Source organism: Acinetobacter sp. ANC_7503 (assembly GCF_056780035.1).
In genome coordinates, this window is record NZ_JBWYJA010000002.1 from 181,051 (window position 1) to 196,953 (window position 15,903).

Consider the following 15,903-nt stretch of genomic DNA (forward strand, 5'->3'; position numbering starts at 1 on the left):
ATGTGCTTATCGAATTTTCAAAATTACATAAAAAAATCGCGTTTGTAAGATTTAGCCCGACATTTTCTGCAAAAATTCGTTAATATTTATATATCCTTAACAGCTATAGCACAGTTAGTATATTGATTGTGTTTGAGATCTCTCGCCTCGCTTATGAATATTTTAATCGTTGATGATCATCCACTGTTTCGTCATGCTTTAATTCAAGCAGTTCGTTACAGCTTACCGCAAGCCCAAATCCATGAAACAGCTGCTGTTAATGAATTTTATGAACGTTTAGAAAAAGGTCCTGAACCAGATTTAGTGCTTTTAGATTTGAATCTTCCAGGTGCATCAGGCTTCTCAGCGTTGGTGCATGTGCGTGCACAGTATCCATCGTTACCAATTATTGTCGTATCGGCGCATGAAGAAGTTTCAATTATTCAACGCTCGATTGCACATGGTGCAATGGGCTATATTCCAAAATCAGCGCATCCAAGTCACATTGGTGAAGCGATTCGTCAGGTATTAGAAGGGGATATGTGGTTACCACCAAACCTGCCTGCGAATTTAAACTTTGATCCACGTGCTGCAGATGAAACAGCTTTAGCAGAACGTATTCAATCTCTAACACCACAACAATTCCGAGTGTTAATGATGGTTGCGGAAGGTTTGTTGAATAAACAGATCGCATACGAACTTGATGTTTCTGAAGCAACGATTAAAGCGCATGTGACCGCGATTTTCCGTAAATTAGGCGTTCAAAATCGTACTCAGGCTGTATTAGCGATTAATGCATTAAACATCGAAGAAAAACGTGTTTAATTGATTCTTAGATTTGAAAAAAAGACCTAATCAAAGGTCTTTTTTTCGATGCGTATCTACTTTAGGCTAAACAGTCCTGTTTAGGTGTCAACTCATTACAATATAGAGGATTGAGTGCACATTGAAGTTCATCAATTTGATCTTGTGTTACATAGCCCTTGCGTTTTAAATATTCTGCAACGCGATCATCTCTAAGACTTAAAAAAGCGGCATCATAAACTTTCAGATCAACAAAGAGTGCAGCCGTTTCAAGTCCATTAAAACGATCTAAAAATACCTCATTGCCATACATGAGAAAAATATGATCGAAATCTGCATATGCATCGATGCCCAGTTGTTCTGCGAGTGCAAGCGGCGGTGTTTTGATGAAGAGTAAATCTGAAATTTCATCAAACTGCGTGGTATCCAGCGTATTTTCACCAGTTTTCACTTTACCAAGCCAAGCTTTAAAGACCAAAACGGCACCACCACGCAACAACATACTCCACACTTGATGACGCGTATGTTCATCTAAATCTCGGCATTCTGATGCTAAACGTTGAATAAGTTGATTTTCTTGTTGTGCCAATTTATCAAATAAACCTAAGCCTTGAGGGTGATAAGCTGCTGGTGTAAATACATCAAATTTTAATTGTTCAAAAACCTGTAAAGCCAAAGGTACTGCAGTTTGGTAAATCTGTTCCAAGGCACGTACATGTACATTTTTTAAGGATGTAGATAGAAAAATTTCTTGCCACTTGATTTCAGGCAAAATTGCATTGGCACCATATTGGCGATGAAATTCGTGATTACGATCTAAACCATGTGGCATAGCTTCTGAAATGTTCATTGCAAGACTCCATTTGGTACTTTTATTCTCGAGAAAATTTGAGGCACTTTGATTTCTTTAATCGAAAGAAGATGTGCTGATGGCTAGATTTAGAATTATGTTGATTGCAATAAGAATAAGACTAAAGTATTAATTTTTAATTGATGAGTAAATTTGTCATCTAAAAACATGATGTTAGTAAACTTGTAACTATTTGTTTTAAATGATATTTCAACTTTTGATGTGTTTTGCCATAGAAAATCGGACTTTGATTTTTTTGGTCAATTGCCAATGCTCTTTTTAGCTTTATTTTGTTCTCTTTTGCCACCTCTAAAGCTGAGGTCTGCCAATCATTGTAAAGTACGGTGTGAATATGTATAAAAATCACCCAGCTTTTCTTGGAAAAACTGGGTGATGAATGTATCAAAATATGACTATTTCGAATCTTATTTTGAAATTTTTAAACCTGATAACCATGAACGTAGAGAGGCAGGTTTGAGAGGTTTTTTCAATAGGACAATATTCAGCTCTTTGAGTCTTTGCGGAAGCTCAGGATCTGAATCAGCTGTAATCAATGCCACAGGCACATTTTCTTGACGCTGTTCTACAATAAAATCTAATCCTATTTTATTTGAATTCAGGTGTTGATCGACCAACCAAACTTGAATGTTCTCTTGTTGAATAATCTCAAGCGCTTGTTCAGGTTCTGTGGCTTTAAACACTTGATAACCCCATTTAGTAAGCAAAGTTGCCATGCCTTCTAAAATAGTTTCATCATTGTCTAAACATAAAATTTTATACGCTGCAGATTTTAATGGTGTGGCTTGAACTGGTGCGGTCACAACCTTTGGTGCATCGATGAGTGGGACTTCAATCATAAAACATGAACCCTTACCCAACTCGGAATACACATGCACAGGATAACCCAACATGCTGGTCATTCTCTGAACGATGGCGAGTCCAAGACCTAAACCTTGTTCACCCCATGGCGAGGTATGTCCACAACGTTCAAACTCTTGGAAGAGTTTAATACGTTGTTGTTCAGCAATCCCTGGACCAGTATCCCAAACACCAATACGAATATGGTTTGCTCTTTCTGCTGAACGTAACACCCCAACAATTACACGACCTTTTGCTGTGTATCTTAGGGCATTACTGACAAAGTTTTGAATAATACGGCGAATCCATTGAGGATCTGTATCAATCCAGAACTTCACGTCATGCACTCGGAAGGAGATCGCTCGTTGTGCTGCAATTGATTTAAATTGTAGTTCTAAGTCACTCAATAGGTCATGTAATGGATAGGCTTGTCGTTTAGGTTGTATTGTTCCACCTTCTAAACGTGCAATGTCTAATAATGCAGAAAGCATACTCTCTGCACCATGTAAGGCACGATCGAGTTGCTGTAGCGTTTTAGCATCTTCTTCATTTTGAATGCTTTGTTCTAATGCCGTACTGAATAACCGTGCAGCGTGCATAGGTTGAAGTAAATCATGACTTGCTGCAGCAATGAATCGACTTTTTGACATATTGGCTTTGTCAGCTTGTTCACGTGCCAATTGTTGTTCTGCCAAGGCATTGGCAAGTTGTTGAGTGCGATCTTGAACGCGTCCTTCAAGTAGTGCTTCAGTTTCTCGGAATGCCGTAATATCAGCAAATGTCGTCACGAAGCCACCGCCTTCGATTGGATTTCCTCGCATTTGGATAACACGACCATCTTTTCGAATACGTTCAAACTCATGAGCGCTACCTACTTTCATCCAATGAATACGTTTACGTACGTGCTCTTCAACGGAACCAGGTCCACATTCACCGCGCTCTGCGTTGTATCGGATCAAGTCTGCAATTGGGCAGCCCACATATACCAAATCTTTTGGATAATCAAACAACACAAGATATTGATTATTCCATGCGACTAAACACATGTTTTCATCGACAACACTTACCCCTTGGGTCATGTGGTCGATCATGGTCATAATTAGATTTTGGTTAAAGCGTTGCCATTGTGATGCCTGGTCTAGAATATTAGCGACCTGTCCAAGTGCTAATCCATTGTTAACCATGGCTGTAGTGAGTAGGGTGCGTGCCGATGCAGCTCCAATTGTGCCAGCAAGATATTGTTCAGTGAAACGCCACCACATCCCATTGGCACTGCTGTTTTCGTTTAATATCACATTATTGGATAAGCAGAATTGATTAAACGCATGCATGGTCGGACCTTCACCCGTAATCCGTTTGGCAAGCGTGATCAGGTCACCCACTTTTAATCGTGCGACATCATGATGTAAATAATTAACTTCATTTGAGGTTTGTTGCGTTTGTAGGGGTTTTGTTTCGTAATAGAAGAAACTTTCTGCCTGTATTTGCTCAGCAATACTTGGACGATAAATTCGTGAGATCCAGATGTAGAGCACGATATTTAAGCCAAGTGACCAAATTACACCATGTGTTAATGGCGCAAATGATTCAAAACCAAGTAATGCTTCAGGCTTTAATAAGTCAAATCCCAGAGGGCCAAACATCAGAAACGAATAAGTAAATTGATAATATTCATCTGGTAAACTTCTTAAAATTGTTGGTAAGAGCAGTGTGTAACTCCACATCACAAAACCAACGATGAGACCTGCATAGACCCCTTGCTTACTTCCACCACGCCAGTACAACCCCCCAATAAGTGCAGGTGCAAACTGTGCAACAGCACTAAATGCCAAAAGACCAAATACTGACAGCTGATCAATGTCATTAAAGAAATGGAAGAACAAGAATCCAAGTAGCATGACCGCCAAAATACATACGCGACGTGTGAATTTCAGCATTCGAGGTAAACGCTTGTCATGACGAGAAATCCAACCCAAGCGCCATAGCGCAGGCATAATCAAGTCGTTACTGAGCATGATTGAGAGTGCGACTGATGAGACTAAAAGCATACCAGTTGAAGCCGAAAATCCTCCAAGGAATGCTAAGAGCGTCAGCCATTCTTGGTTATAGCTCAAAGGCAGTGACAGCACGGCAACATCAGGGACTGCCATGTATTCTGGTGCAGCATGAAGTGCCCAACTTGCAATCGGAATAATCGCGACAACGGTTAAAATGATGTAAGCGGCAAACCATCTGCGCGCACCACGAATATGTTTTTCATCACGTAATTCAACTACAGCAACATGAAACTGGCGTGGCAAACATATAATCGCTAATGCTGCTAAAAGTGTTTGAATCCAAAAGGTATCTGGCACGCCCATCAGTTGAATTTCATGGAAGGTTTTGGATACGTCTGCGGAAACTTGAATGAGGTTTTCGGGGCGTTCAAATAAAAAGAAAAAAGCGACACAGAGGAGTGCAAATAATTTAACAAAGGATTCAAAAGCGACTGCCAGCATTAAACCGCCATGCTGTTCGGTGTTGGCAATCTGACGTGTACCAAACATCATAGCCAAAATTGCTAGAACCCCTGTAAGTGCAAGTACACCATTGGTGGTCAGATTCATCACTTCTGAATCTTGTTGCAACATCACGGATGCACTGAGTGCAATGGCTCTCAGTTGTAAGGCAAGATAAGGAATGATGGCGATCACGGCTAAAATGGTGACGAGTGAGGCGAGAGGTCCGCTTTTGCCATAACGTGCTGCCACAAAGTCAGCAATTGAGGAAATAGCATGGTGCTGACGTACTCGACCTAAGCGACGCCAAATATCATAACCAAACCAGACAAACAGAAGTGGGCCTAAGTAGATTGGAAGGAAAATGATCCCTTCACGAACAGCAGCACCCGTTGCGCCGTAGAATGTCCAAGACGAACAGTACACGCCTAAGGTCAAACTAAACAATAACATGCGTCCACGTGGGCTGAGCCGACTGGCATGTTTTTCACCAAAAAAGGCGCAAATAAAAAGGATGAGGATGTAGAGGGCGAGTACCCCAATAATCAACCAACTGTTCATAGGACTTACACTTGAGAATCTCGTGTAATGATAACGCATCCATGAACTGTCACGTTCAAATTGATCAAAATTTAGCGACCAAAGTCTAAATTACAACCAATGCAAAATCTTGCTAATTTAAAAATCGGAATAATTTAAATAAAAAAAATGACCTACGGTTGGGTCTCATATGGAGTCTTGTTTATGGATGAGAGACAAGTAGAGCAAATTCTACAGAATCCCAAATTCAAAGAAATGGTCAAAAAGAAAAGCACACTGAGCTGGACATTGACAGGCATTATGCTGTTTGTCTACGTTGGTTTTATGCTTTTAGTTGGCTATAACAAAGAGTTTTTATTGTCATCGCTTTCAGGTGGTGTAACCACTTGGGGTATCCCTCTAGGATTAGGCATCATCGTGCTGTCTTTCTTGTTATGTGGTGTGTATTCGTACATTGCCAACAATAAGCTCGATCAATTAAACGAAGAAGCTATGCGCGAAGTTGAAGCCATCACTCACGAGAAGGGACTACACTAAGATGAAATGGAATTCTTTACTCACATTTGCAGGGACTGCAATGTTATCTGGATTGGCATTTGCAGGTCCTGATTTAGGTGCAGCAGAACAACAAGCAACAAATTGGCCTGCGATTATCATGTTCTTGATTTTCGTCGGTGCAACGCTGGGGATTACCAAATGGGCAGCTAAACAAACCACAAACACCAAAGATTTCTATACCGCAGGCGGTGGAATTTCTGGTTTCCAAAATGGTTTAGCCATTGCTGGTGACTATATGTCCGCAGCATCGTTCCTTGGTATTTCTGCGATGGTTTTCCTGTCAGGTTTCGATGGCTTACTCTATTCACTTGGTTTCATGGTAGGTTGGCCTATCGTACTTTTCTTGATAGCAGAGCGTTTGCGTAACTTGGGTAAATACAATTTATCTGACGTTGTATCATTCCGTTTACAAGAAAAACCTGTACGCACACTGGCAGCGTTAAGCTCTCTTGTTGTTGTTGCATTCTACTTGATTGCCCAAATGGTCGGCGCTGGTCAGTTGATCAAGCTTCTGTTTGGCTTGAACTATAACATTGCTGTCGTCATCGTCGGTCTGCTCATGATGGCATACGTTATGTTTGGCGGTATGTTAGCGACAACATGGGTGCAAATCATTAAGGCAGTGATGTTGTTGTCAGGTGCTACCTTCATGGCATTTATGGTGATGAAAGGCGTTGGCTTTAGCTTCACCAATATGTTCGAGCAATCGATTCAAGTCTTCTCTAAAGTACATGATTTAACCTTAGATGATGCAACCAAAATCATGGGACCAGGTAGTCTGGCATCAAACCCAATTGATGCGATTTCTCTTGGTTTAGCATTGATGTTTGGTACAGCTGGTTTACCACATATCCTCATGCGTTTCTTCACAGTAAAAGATGCGAAAGAAGCACGTAAATCAGTTGTTGTTGCAACAGGCTTTATCGGTTACTTCTATCTTTTAACTTTCATCATTGGTTTCGGTGCGATTCTCTATGTATCGAACAACCCACAATTCCTTGATATTGCGAAAATGGCAGTAACTGGCAAGCTAGAGCTTGTTGGTGGTAATAACATGGCTGCGGTTCACTTGTCTGATGCTTTAGGCGGTGACTTGTTCATGGGCTTCATTTCAGCGGTTGCATTTGCCACGATTCTAGCAGTTGTTGCAGGTTTAACGTTGTCAGGTGCTTCAGCAATTTCACATGACTTATATGCGAACGTATTGAAAAAAGGACAAACTACACCTGAATCTGAACTTCGTATGTCTAAAATCGCGACTTTAGGTCTTGCGATCTTTGCGATGATCTTGGGTATCTTGTTCGAGAAACAAAACGTTGCCTTCATGGTAGGTTTAGCATTCTCTGTTGCTGCATGTGCAAACTTCCCAGTGCTTGTACTTTCAATGTTCTGGAAAGGTTTAACAACGCGTGGTGCAGTTGCCGGTGGTGTTGTTGGATTAGTTTTAGCGGTTGTACTCATCGTACTTTCTAAAGCAGTTTGGGTAGATACGCTTGGTATTTCTGATACACCAATTAATCCATATAACGGTCCTGCATTATTTGCGATGCCTTTAGCATTCTTCTTCTGCTGGTTGTTCTCTGTGACAGACAATTCTGCACAAGCGCAAGCAGAACGTAAAGCATTTGATGCACAGTTTGTACGTTCACAAACAGGTATTGGTATTTCTGGTGCGTCAGACCACTAAACCATACTGATCATGATAAAAAGCCCCTTTAAGGGGCTTTTTTTCTTTACCAAATTTCTATTTTAAATGACATACAAGTCATCAACTGTCCGCTATGCTTTCATTCAAACAAAACAATAAAAATAGTTGGAGTTGAGATGAGTTTAATATGCCGCGTGATACGTGATCTCGTACGTTTACCATCCGCGTGTCTACTGATTTTACAGCTGCTGATTTTATTCCTCGCAGTGATATCAAGTCATGATTTGGCTTATCGCTCCATGACTTGGATTCTCGGCGCTTTAGTCCTTCTTATTATTGCTAAAGTCATCAAAATGACCCCAATTTTTAGTGCTGTAGGTTTATTTGGGGTATTAGGAGCTCTCATTTTTTCTTTCTTGATTCTGATTGGATATCATCAAGCCTATATTCAAATTACAGCGCATGTATTTGAAGTTATCGCGTATACGACAGCGGCTTATGGTTTGGTTCGATATATGTTCGAAGACCGCTATTTGACCAAAGATGAATTATTTGCGGCAGCAGCTGTTTTTACTTTAATTGCATGGAGCTTCGCATTTTTATATAGCATCTGCCAGCTATATGACCCACTGAGTTTTAGCATAACGCCTGAACAATCTGTTCAACATAGTTGGTTAGATTTGTTGTTTCTCAGTTTTAGTATTCAGTCGGCAACAGGTCTTTCAGATATTATGCCCTTGAGTTCGCTGGCGAGACTGATTGCCATGATTCAAATGTTTAGTGGAGTCATGTATCTGGCTTTGATTGTTTCGCGCTTAGTTGCACTGCAATACATTGCTCATTTGCCAAAGCATCAGGATGATTAAAACAGAACGTTACATCTTGCTAACGGCATTCATCTGCAAAATCATGAATAATAAGTACTTAGATCAAAAAATAATCTCCAACCCTCGATATTGAGTCGATTTTCTATTCTGTTTTTGATGAAACTAACCCGGCTTTATATGAGGTTGAGGATAAATGATCTCAATTCATATAGCGTTTTATCCAGTTTGAAGCGTTTCACCGAAAAATAAATATATAGGGGAATTATGTCTTCTCAGCATCCTTCATGGTATTCAAATGTAAATCCACGTGTTTTTATCAGCACGGTACTCATCATTTTTGTATTTTTGGCCACTGTGGTGTTATCTCCTAATGGTTTTGAATTAGTTACTCAGCAACTGAACCAATGGATTACGGATTCTTTTAGTTGGTTCTATGTTTTAGCAGTTGCCATATTTCTGATCGTGCTGGCTTATATCGCAATTTCTGACTACGGCAAAATCAGGCTCGGTCCAGATCATAGCCAACCGAGTTACAGTAATGGCTCTTGGTTTGCCATGCTCTTTACCGCAGGTATGGGGATTGGCCTGATGTTTTTTGGGGTAGCAGAACCTGTAATGCATTATGTCTCTCCGCCAGTCGGTGATGGAGAAACGGTTATGGCAGCGCAGCAAGCGATGCGAGTGACTTTCTTCCACTGGGGACTTCATGCATGGGGAATCTATGCATTGATTGGATTGTCCTTGGCCTATTTTGCTTATCGACATCAATTGCCTTTAAAAGTACGTTCCGCGCTTTATCCGATCATTGGAAAAAAAATTCATGGTCCAATGGGGGATGCCGTAGACACATTTGCCACGATTGGAACAGTATTTGGTGTGGCGACAACATTGGGTTTTGGTGTAACGCAAATTAATTCAGGCTTGAATTATTTATTTGATGTTCCTCAATCAGCAAGTACTCAAGTGATACTGATCATTATCGTCAGTTCATTGGCATCATTGTCCGTTTTTCTAGGTTTAGAAAAAGGAATTAAACGGTTGTCTGAGTTGAATTTGGTATTGGCAATAAGTTTATTGCTCTTTGTATTCTTCGCGAGTTCTACCATTTATCTTTTGCAAACCACAATTCAGAACATGGGTCAGTATGTTTCTAATCTCTTTACCATGACATTTAATTTATATGCTTATCAACCGAATGGTTGGATTGGTGGTTGGACGATTATGTATTGGGCATGGTGGATCTCATGGTCACCATTTGTCGGGATGTTTATCGCACGTGTGTCACATGGAAGAACTATTCGAGAGTTTATCGTTGGAGTTATGTTGATTCCTACTGGATTTACACTCATTTGGATGGGCTTTATGGGGAATGCTGCGCTCTTCAGTATTATGCAAGAAGGCAATGAAGCACTGATGCTAGCAGTACAGAAGGATTCTTCCGTTGCATTATTCGAATTTTTAAATAGCTTACCACTCGCTTCAATCATGAGTGTGGTGGCAACATCGCTGGTTATTTTATTCTTTGTCACTTCAGCGGATTCAGGTGCATTAGTTACAGACTATTTGACGGCCACAGGTGAAGGTTCACCGACATGGCAACGACTCTTTTGGACTGTGCTTATGGCGGTATTGGCAATTGTATTATTATTGGTCGGTGGGCTCGGTGCTTTACAATCTGCAACCATCATGAGTGCATTGCCATTCTCCGTCATTATGCTCTTTATTTGTTGGGGATTACTCAAAGCCTTAAAAGTAGATTTAATTAAAATGAATGCTTTGCAAGAAGCGAGAATTACACCTCGAGCGATTCATCAACCACGGAGTTGGCAAAAACGCTTAGGATTGATTATGCACTATCCTCATTCTAAGGAAGAGGTTGATGTATTTATTGAATCTCAAGTATCTCAAGCATTAGAGCAAGTGCAGAAAGAGTTCAAGAGAAGACAGTTTAAGGTTAGTGTAAATCGATTGGGTGAAGGTGTAGAGTTGAGGGTAGATCATCATGCTGAGTTGAATTTCGTATATCAAGTGATGTCACAAAGAACAACGCCACCGAGCTTTATGCCAGATACAATGGTGACTGAGCAGGATTATTATCAGGCGGAAGTGTTTTTAAGAGAGGGTGGACAGGCCTATGATGTAATGGACTGGACACAAGAAGACTTAATTCAAGATGTCATTGATCAATACGAAAGACATTTACATTTCTTAAGTGTAATTCGTAGCCCTGAGTAAATAGTGAATGATTAAAAAAGGACGCATTATGCGTCCTTTTTTGATTCTGTATCTAATAATTTATTAGAAACGGAATTTAGCATTTAAGCCAACAGTTTCAGTATCACGGCTAGAACCATTTTCAGCGTTAGCATTTACATAACTTGCACCAACAGCTACAGCTGGAGTGATGAAGTAGTTTACGTTAGCACCGATAGCTGAGCTTGGAGTGTCATTAAAGCTTGATTCAGTATAAGAAACGCCTGCGCTTAACTGTGGATTGAAGTAAAGGTCAGATTTTAATTGGTAAAGTGTGTCTTCACCGTATACTAAACCAGCTTCAAAGCCAACAGACATATTTGTATCAGTGATGCCGCCTACATATTTAGTACGAGCTGTGATCGCATCTTGATCTTCAGCAATAGTACCTGTTTCAAGTGCTGAGAATACGCTGCCGTTGTTGATTGCTTTAAAGACATCAAAAGAGTATTGATCAGCAACGCTTGTATAACCTACAGCAACTAAGAAGTTTGGAAGTAACATTGCACCAAGTTCTAAAGCATAACGATCGCCGTTACCATCTGCTAATTTAGCAACTTGTGGGTGGTTTAATGGGTTGTTTGCAGTGAAATCATTTTTAGCATCAGTTTTTGAGTGGCTATATGATGCGCTTGCATATAAAGGAATAAGTTTAGTTGGGATGTAAGCTTCAGCTTTAGCACCGTAGTTATGTTGTTCTGCTTTAACTTCTTCATTAATACCGTAAGCAGGTACTTTAATATCAGCAGAATATTCACCGAAATTATAAGCCACAGATACATTAGATGCCTGATTTAAGAAAGCCGCTTCAGCTAAAGGACCTTTAGTTGAGTCAACATTCTTGAAGTAATAAGTACCTTGTACAGAACCAGTGTAGTTATCATTGTTCAATGAGTCATCAAAGTATTCAGCAGCCCCTTGTACTTCAACTTGATATGCGTGTGCCCCAGTCATTGCTACTAATAAAGCAGTGGCTAAACTAATTTTTTTCATAATAGTTACCAAATAAATGTCGAATGAATATGCAGTAAATATTGTATTGTAACAATGTATTAAGTCAATGATCTTTAAGGTAATAGTCTGCTGGTCTAAATTTATTTTGTGTGTTATGTCTTGATACAAGAAGATTAAGAACATGAATTTTTGAACATTTTATTCAAAAATAACAATGTGATAAGGAGATTTTCAACGTCGATTAAGCTTAAAAAATTGCATCGAAATTATACAAAAAAAAGATTATTAGAATCGGATAAAACGTATAAAGAAAATGTTAATTTACATGAAATTTAAGATTTTCGTTTAATTTTAACTCATTTGAAAATAAATAATGTGACTTTTTTCACCTACTTGGTAGTAAAGTGTTAGGTCTATTCGGAATTTCAAAGGGTTGCGATGTTTGCAATTTAAGTTAATTTTCACATAATTACATGCTCGTTAACTAAGTTTTTTTTTATATTTAAATAAATTGAGTTCTGCCTTTTAGATTTACTAAATATTATAGTGGTTATTTCTCTTATATGCCCAGCTTTCCCCAAGGCTGGGTTTTTTTTTAACTTATATTTATTTGCACCATTATGGTGCATAACTGGGTGTATTCTTTATCAATACTGAGCAAAAAAAAACCTAGTTTTCATAGAAAACTAGGTTTTTTCGCCAAAACTTGAGGGAAATACAGAAATTCTGCTGAGGTATATTTCTATCTCGCCCTAATGTGGGGCATTATGCACCAGCATATTGCACATGTAAATATTATTTTTAAAAAAAGTGTTAAAAATAGACAAAAAAAATTGGAAATAATCAGTCAAAATTGAATTAAATGCATTGGTCAAATTGGAACATTGAATTGAAAGGAATCTACGTTGTTGCACTTGTTTTAACGTCTGTTTTTTTATCTGCCTGCCAGGCCTTAGATCATATTAATCCGAGAACAAAAGCATACGAATTAAAAGATGATTCAATGCTGAATAGCAGTGAATCAAAGAATCAGCATCATATTGAGACCCTATTTAATCAGCAAAATATTCAAGGTGTATTTATCACCTATGATGGCAAACACGTTAAAACTTACGGTTCTGATCGAACAAGAGCAAAAGAAAATTTTATCCCTGCATCTACTTTTAAAATAGTGAATGCTTTGATTGGATTAGAACATCATAAATCAACTCGGTATGAAGTGTTTAAATGGGATGGAAATAAGCGTTCATTTGATAGTTGGCAACGTGACTTTACGCTTGGTGAGGCCTTACAAGCATCTGTTGTACCTGTGTATCAAGCCTTAGCACACCGTATTGGACCAACATTGATGCAACAGGAATTAATTCGAATTCAGTATGGAAATGCAAAAGTCGGGGATGAGATAGATCAGTTTTGGTTAAAAGGTCCTCTAGAGATTACACCTGATCAACAAGTTAAATTTGTTTATAGATTGGCACAGTTGTCATTGCCGTTTCGTAGAGATGTACAACAAGATGTAAGAGACATGATGTATGTCGAATCACGTGGTGCGAATAAGCTATATGCCAAAAGTGGTTGGGGAATGGATATTGAGCCTCAGGTGGGCTGGTATGTGGGTTTTGTAGAACAAGCCAGCGGTCAAGTCACCGCCTTTGCATTAAATTTAGAAATGAAAAATGGTGATAAAATTCAGCAACGGAAGGAAATCACTTTAGATATTTTAGATCGACTTGGTTTATTTCATTATTTACGTTAAAAGTCATATAAAAGATAAAAAAAACCCAGCCGATTGGGATGGCTGGGCTGAAAAAGGATGTTCTGTATGTGGGAGAAACATCCGAGGGTAGAACAAAATTCATTAAGCAAATCTGATATGAATCAGTGTCTTTGCGATGTAAGTATTATGGTTTAAAGGATGAAGTTTGTATAATGATTAAATATTATGCGCGTGATCTATTTTTTCGATGCTGATTAAGTGATCAAAATAATCATCTGTTTTTAATTCAAAAAAATTAAATACTGCGAAATATATCACTTGTATATTGGTGGAAAAATAATTTAAATATTAAACAAAAAAAATTACGGCATTACAATAGTGTGATATTTATCACATTGTTTCTTAAATAAAAACTTGTGCTTTAAGTGCTTTTTAAGCATGGTTATATTGTAAAATATAACCAAGTTCAAAGAAATTTTATAAATCTCACCGCTTCATACGGTCTTTTATTTTAGAGGTAGTTTGGATGTTAAAATCACATTCCGAGCAAATTGGTCGCCGCCTATTTGTGTTCGTGATGATTATCGTCTTATCTATCCTCTGTATTTCAATCCCATTGGTCATTAGCCATTATCGCGAATATCAGAAATCACAAATAGCATTGATTGAAATTGAAAATCTTCGAGCTGTTGCTGCTCTAGCGAACCGTATTTCACGCGAGCGTGGCCCTGCGAACATGGCAATGTCGAGTTCACAAGAAGAGTTTGAAAAAAATAAACAAGCGCTTATTGAGTATCGCGCGGGAGTAGATGAACAAATTAAGGTCTCGATTCATCGATTAGATCAGTCTGGATATGATGGGTTAGAAGAGTACGTCGCTCAATACCTAAATCCAAAATTAGCGGAAGGTCGCAAACAAGTCGATCACTATATTTCGTTGCCATTTGCAGAGCGTACGCCTGAAGCTTTAGATCAAGCTATTCTTACAATGTTTAATGCGTGGGATAGCAGCCATGATTTACTGAAAAAACTGGTAATGCAGTCTAAAAGTAAAGACAGTTCGATGGGGCATTATTACACCATGATTTTGGTGTTGGCTGATTTGCGAGATCAGGCTGGACGTGTTGCTTCAAATGTAACTGCACATGTGACATTTCAGCAGCCGTTACCAAGTGACAATATTGCACGCGCATTACAAACGCAAAAACAAGTTCGCTATTTGTGGGATTTAGTGAATACCATCCAACCCGAACGCCATCGTACAGCTGAATTCGCTCGCTTACACCAAGAAGTGAAAACTCAGTTTATTGATCAAGGTTTACCTATCATCATGCAATTAATTGATGAAAGCCGAAAGGGACAACCTTATTTTTTATCAGGGACTGAATTAAGTGTAGCTGTATCTGGTAAATTCTTAACAGTTATCGATTTACAAGACTATTTGCTCAATAAGAGCGTTGAAATCGCAAAGTCAGAAAAAGACGCGAATCAATTGAACTTCCTACTCACGTTGATAGTCTCTTTAATTTCACTATTGGCTGCTTTATTTACGATGATCTATGTTCAACGTAAAGTTATTTCGCCGCTTATCATGGTGAGAGATAAATTAGTTGAATTGTCGTATGCCAATGCTTTGGTCGATAGTCATTTTATTGAAGATCAGCAGAAGCAAGTATATTCATTACACGAAGCGATGCAAAAACTTCAGAAAATGTTGCATCAACGTGATGAGTTTGAATTTGAATTAAAGAATATTGCCAATACTGATAAATTAACAGGTGTTTCAAATCGTTTTGCTTTAGAAGCCTATACCAAACTTATGGAAGCTCAGCCCAATAAGTTTACCCAAACGTGTTTGATGATTGTAGATATTGATTATTTTAAACAGGTTAATGATCAGTATGGTCATGTGGCAGGGGATCAAGTCATTCAGCAGGTGGCAAATTGTTTAAGTCATAATGTTCGATCAACTGATTTAGTCGTTCGCTTTGGTGGGGATGAATTTTTGGTGTTGATTGAAAATTTAGACCTTGAACATGGGTTACGTGCTGCAGAAAAGATGCGTAAGGGTATTGGTGATTTACAATTTACAGATGAGCAAGGTCAATCATTTACGGTTTCGATCAGTGTGGGTGTTGCGGTAGGTGCTGATTCTTGGAAAGCATTATTTGCTAAGGCAGACCAAGCATTATTTAGAGCGAAAGCGCAGGGACGCAATACGGTTTCAAGCTAAGATTATGTGAATATTGGCTGTAATCACGTCCTCAATTGTCAGTTAGATTTTTTATTAAATTTGCGTAGTAGTTTCCTACTTTTGAAAGAAAAAAGTAGGCAAAATGCTTTTGTTTGATTGAGGATACATCCTTATATCTTAATCAAACGGGCGACATCCAGGTCGCTTTCATGTGATTGGATTT

At 38.8% G+C, this 15,903-nt stretch carries 10 protein-coding genes; 7 read left to right on the forward strand and 3 right to left on the reverse strand.

Annotated elements, in window-relative coordinates:
* The first annotated feature begins 153 nt into the window (after nucleotides 1-153).
* A complete protein-coding gene (locus AC1M9M_RS04780) occupies nucleotides 154-804 on the forward strand; it encodes a response regulator (RefSeq protein ID WP_035265788.1) in 651 nt (216 codons plus the stop codon).
* A gap of 61 nt (nucleotides 805-865) precedes the next feature.
* On the opposite strand, the gene AC1M9M_RS04785 is transcribed toward AC1M9M_RS04780, so the two are convergent.
* Both AC1M9M_RS04785 and AC1M9M_RS04790 read right to left on the reverse strand, forming a co-directional pair.
* Complete coding sequence (locus AC1M9M_RS04785) at nucleotides 866-1,633, reverse strand: hypothetical protein (protein WP_481595753.1); 768 nt, start codon at nucleotides 1,631-1,633, stop codon at nucleotides 866-868.
* Between the two features lie 425 nt (nucleotides 1,634-2,058).
* A complete protein-coding gene (locus AC1M9M_RS04790) occupies nucleotides 2,059-5,550 on the reverse strand; it encodes a hybrid sensor histidine kinase/response regulator (protein WP_481595754.1) in 3,492 nt (1,163 codons plus the stop codon).
* Between the two features lie 183 nt (nucleotides 5,551-5,733).
* Here AC1M9M_RS04790 and AC1M9M_RS04795 point away from each other — a divergent pair, with 183 nt between their 5' ends.
* The 4 genes from AC1M9M_RS04795 to AC1M9M_RS04810 all read left to right on the forward strand — a co-directional run bounded on the left by AC1M9M_RS04795 (nucleotide 5,734) and on the right by AC1M9M_RS04810 (nucleotide 10,797).
* Nucleotides 5,734-6,066, forward strand: a complete 333-nt coding sequence (locus AC1M9M_RS04795) for a DUF485 domain-containing protein (protein ID WP_035265779.1) — start codon at nucleotides 5,734-5,736, stop codon at nucleotides 6,064-6,066.
* A 1-nt stretch (nucleotide 6,067) separates the two neighbouring features.
* Nucleotides 6,068-7,774, forward strand: coding sequence for a cation acetate symporter (locus tag AC1M9M_RS04800; RefSeq protein ID WP_180028478.1), 1,707 nt, complete (start codon nucleotides 6,068-6,070; stop codon nucleotides 7,772-7,774).
* A 137-nt stretch (nucleotides 7,775-7,911) separates the two neighbouring features.
* Nucleotides 7,912-8,601 (forward strand): ion channel, encoded by a 690-nt coding sequence (locus AC1M9M_RS04805; RefSeq protein ID WP_481595755.1) that lies wholly within the window; start codon nucleotides 7,912-7,914, stop codon nucleotides 8,599-8,601.
* Between the two features lie 225 nt (nucleotides 8,602-8,826).
* Complete coding sequence (locus AC1M9M_RS04810; RefSeq protein ID WP_481595756.1) at nucleotides 8,827-10,797, forward strand: BCCT family transporter; 1,971 nt, start codon at nucleotides 8,827-8,829, stop codon at nucleotides 10,795-10,797.
* 63 nt (nucleotides 10,798-10,860) lie between these two features.
* On the opposite strand, the gene omp33-36 is transcribed toward AC1M9M_RS04810, so the two are convergent.
* The gene (omp33-36, locus tag AC1M9M_RS04815) at nucleotides 10,861-11,808 is read right to left on the reverse strand and encodes a porin Omp33-36 (RefSeq protein ID WP_481595757.1); all 948 of its coding nucleotides are present in this window, start codon (nucleotides 11,806-11,808) and stop codon (nucleotides 10,861-10,863) included.
* Nucleotides 11,809-12,631: 823 nt separating this feature from the next.
* Between omp33-36 and blaOXA the strand changes: the two genes are divergently transcribed.
* Nucleotides 12,632-13,525 (forward strand): class D beta-lactamase, encoded by an 894-nt coding sequence (gene blaOXA, locus AC1M9M_RS04820; RefSeq protein WP_481595758.1) that lies wholly within the window; start codon nucleotides 12,632-12,634, stop codon nucleotides 13,523-13,525.
* A gap of 487 nt (nucleotides 13,526-14,012) precedes the next feature.
* A complete protein-coding gene (locus tag AC1M9M_RS04825; protein ID WP_481595759.1) occupies nucleotides 14,013-15,719 on the forward strand; it encodes a GGDEF domain-containing protein in 1,707 nt (568 codons plus the stop codon).
* The last annotated feature ends 184 nt before the right edge of the window (nucleotides 15,720-15,903 follow it).

Bases quoted from the DNA above. Each gene is read 5' to 3' on its own strand.
- AC1M9M_RS04780 (WP_035265788.1), top strand. From the start codon at position 154: ATGAATATTTTAATCGTTGATGATCATCCACTGTTTCGTCATGCTTTA.
- AC1M9M_RS04800 (WP_180028478.1), top strand. From the start codon at position 6,068: ATGAAATGGAATTCTTTACTCACATTTGCAGGGACTGCAATGTTATCT.
- AC1M9M_RS04805 (WP_481595755.1), top strand. From the start codon at position 7,912: ATGAGTTTAATATGCCGCGTGATACGTGATCTCGTACGTTTACCATCC.
- blaOXA (WP_481595758.1), top strand. From the start codon at position 12,632: ATGCATTGGTCAAATTGGAACATTGAATTGAAAGGAATCTACGTTGTT.
- AC1M9M_RS04825 (WP_481595759.1), top strand. From the start codon at position 14,013: ATGTTAAAATCACATTCCGAGCAAATTGGTCGCCGCCTATTTGTGTTC.
- AC1M9M_RS04795 (WP_035265779.1), top strand. From the start codon at position 5,734: ATGGATGAGAGACAAGTAGAGCAAATTCTACAGAATCCCAAATTCAAA.
- omp33-36 (WP_481595757.1), bottom strand. From the start codon at position 11,808: ATGAAAAAAATTAGTTTAGCCACTGCTTTATTAGTAGCAATGACTGGG.
- AC1M9M_RS04785 (WP_481595753.1), bottom strand. From the start codon at position 1,633: ATGAACATTTCAGAAGCTATGCCACATGGTTTAGATCGTAATCACGAA.
- AC1M9M_RS04790 (WP_481595754.1), bottom strand. From the start codon at position 5,550: ATGAACAGTTGGTTGATTATTGGGGTACTCGCCCTCTACATCCTCATC.
- AC1M9M_RS04810 (WP_481595756.1), top strand. From the start codon at position 8,827: ATGTCTTCTCAGCATCCTTCATGGTATTCAAATGTAAATCCACGTGTT.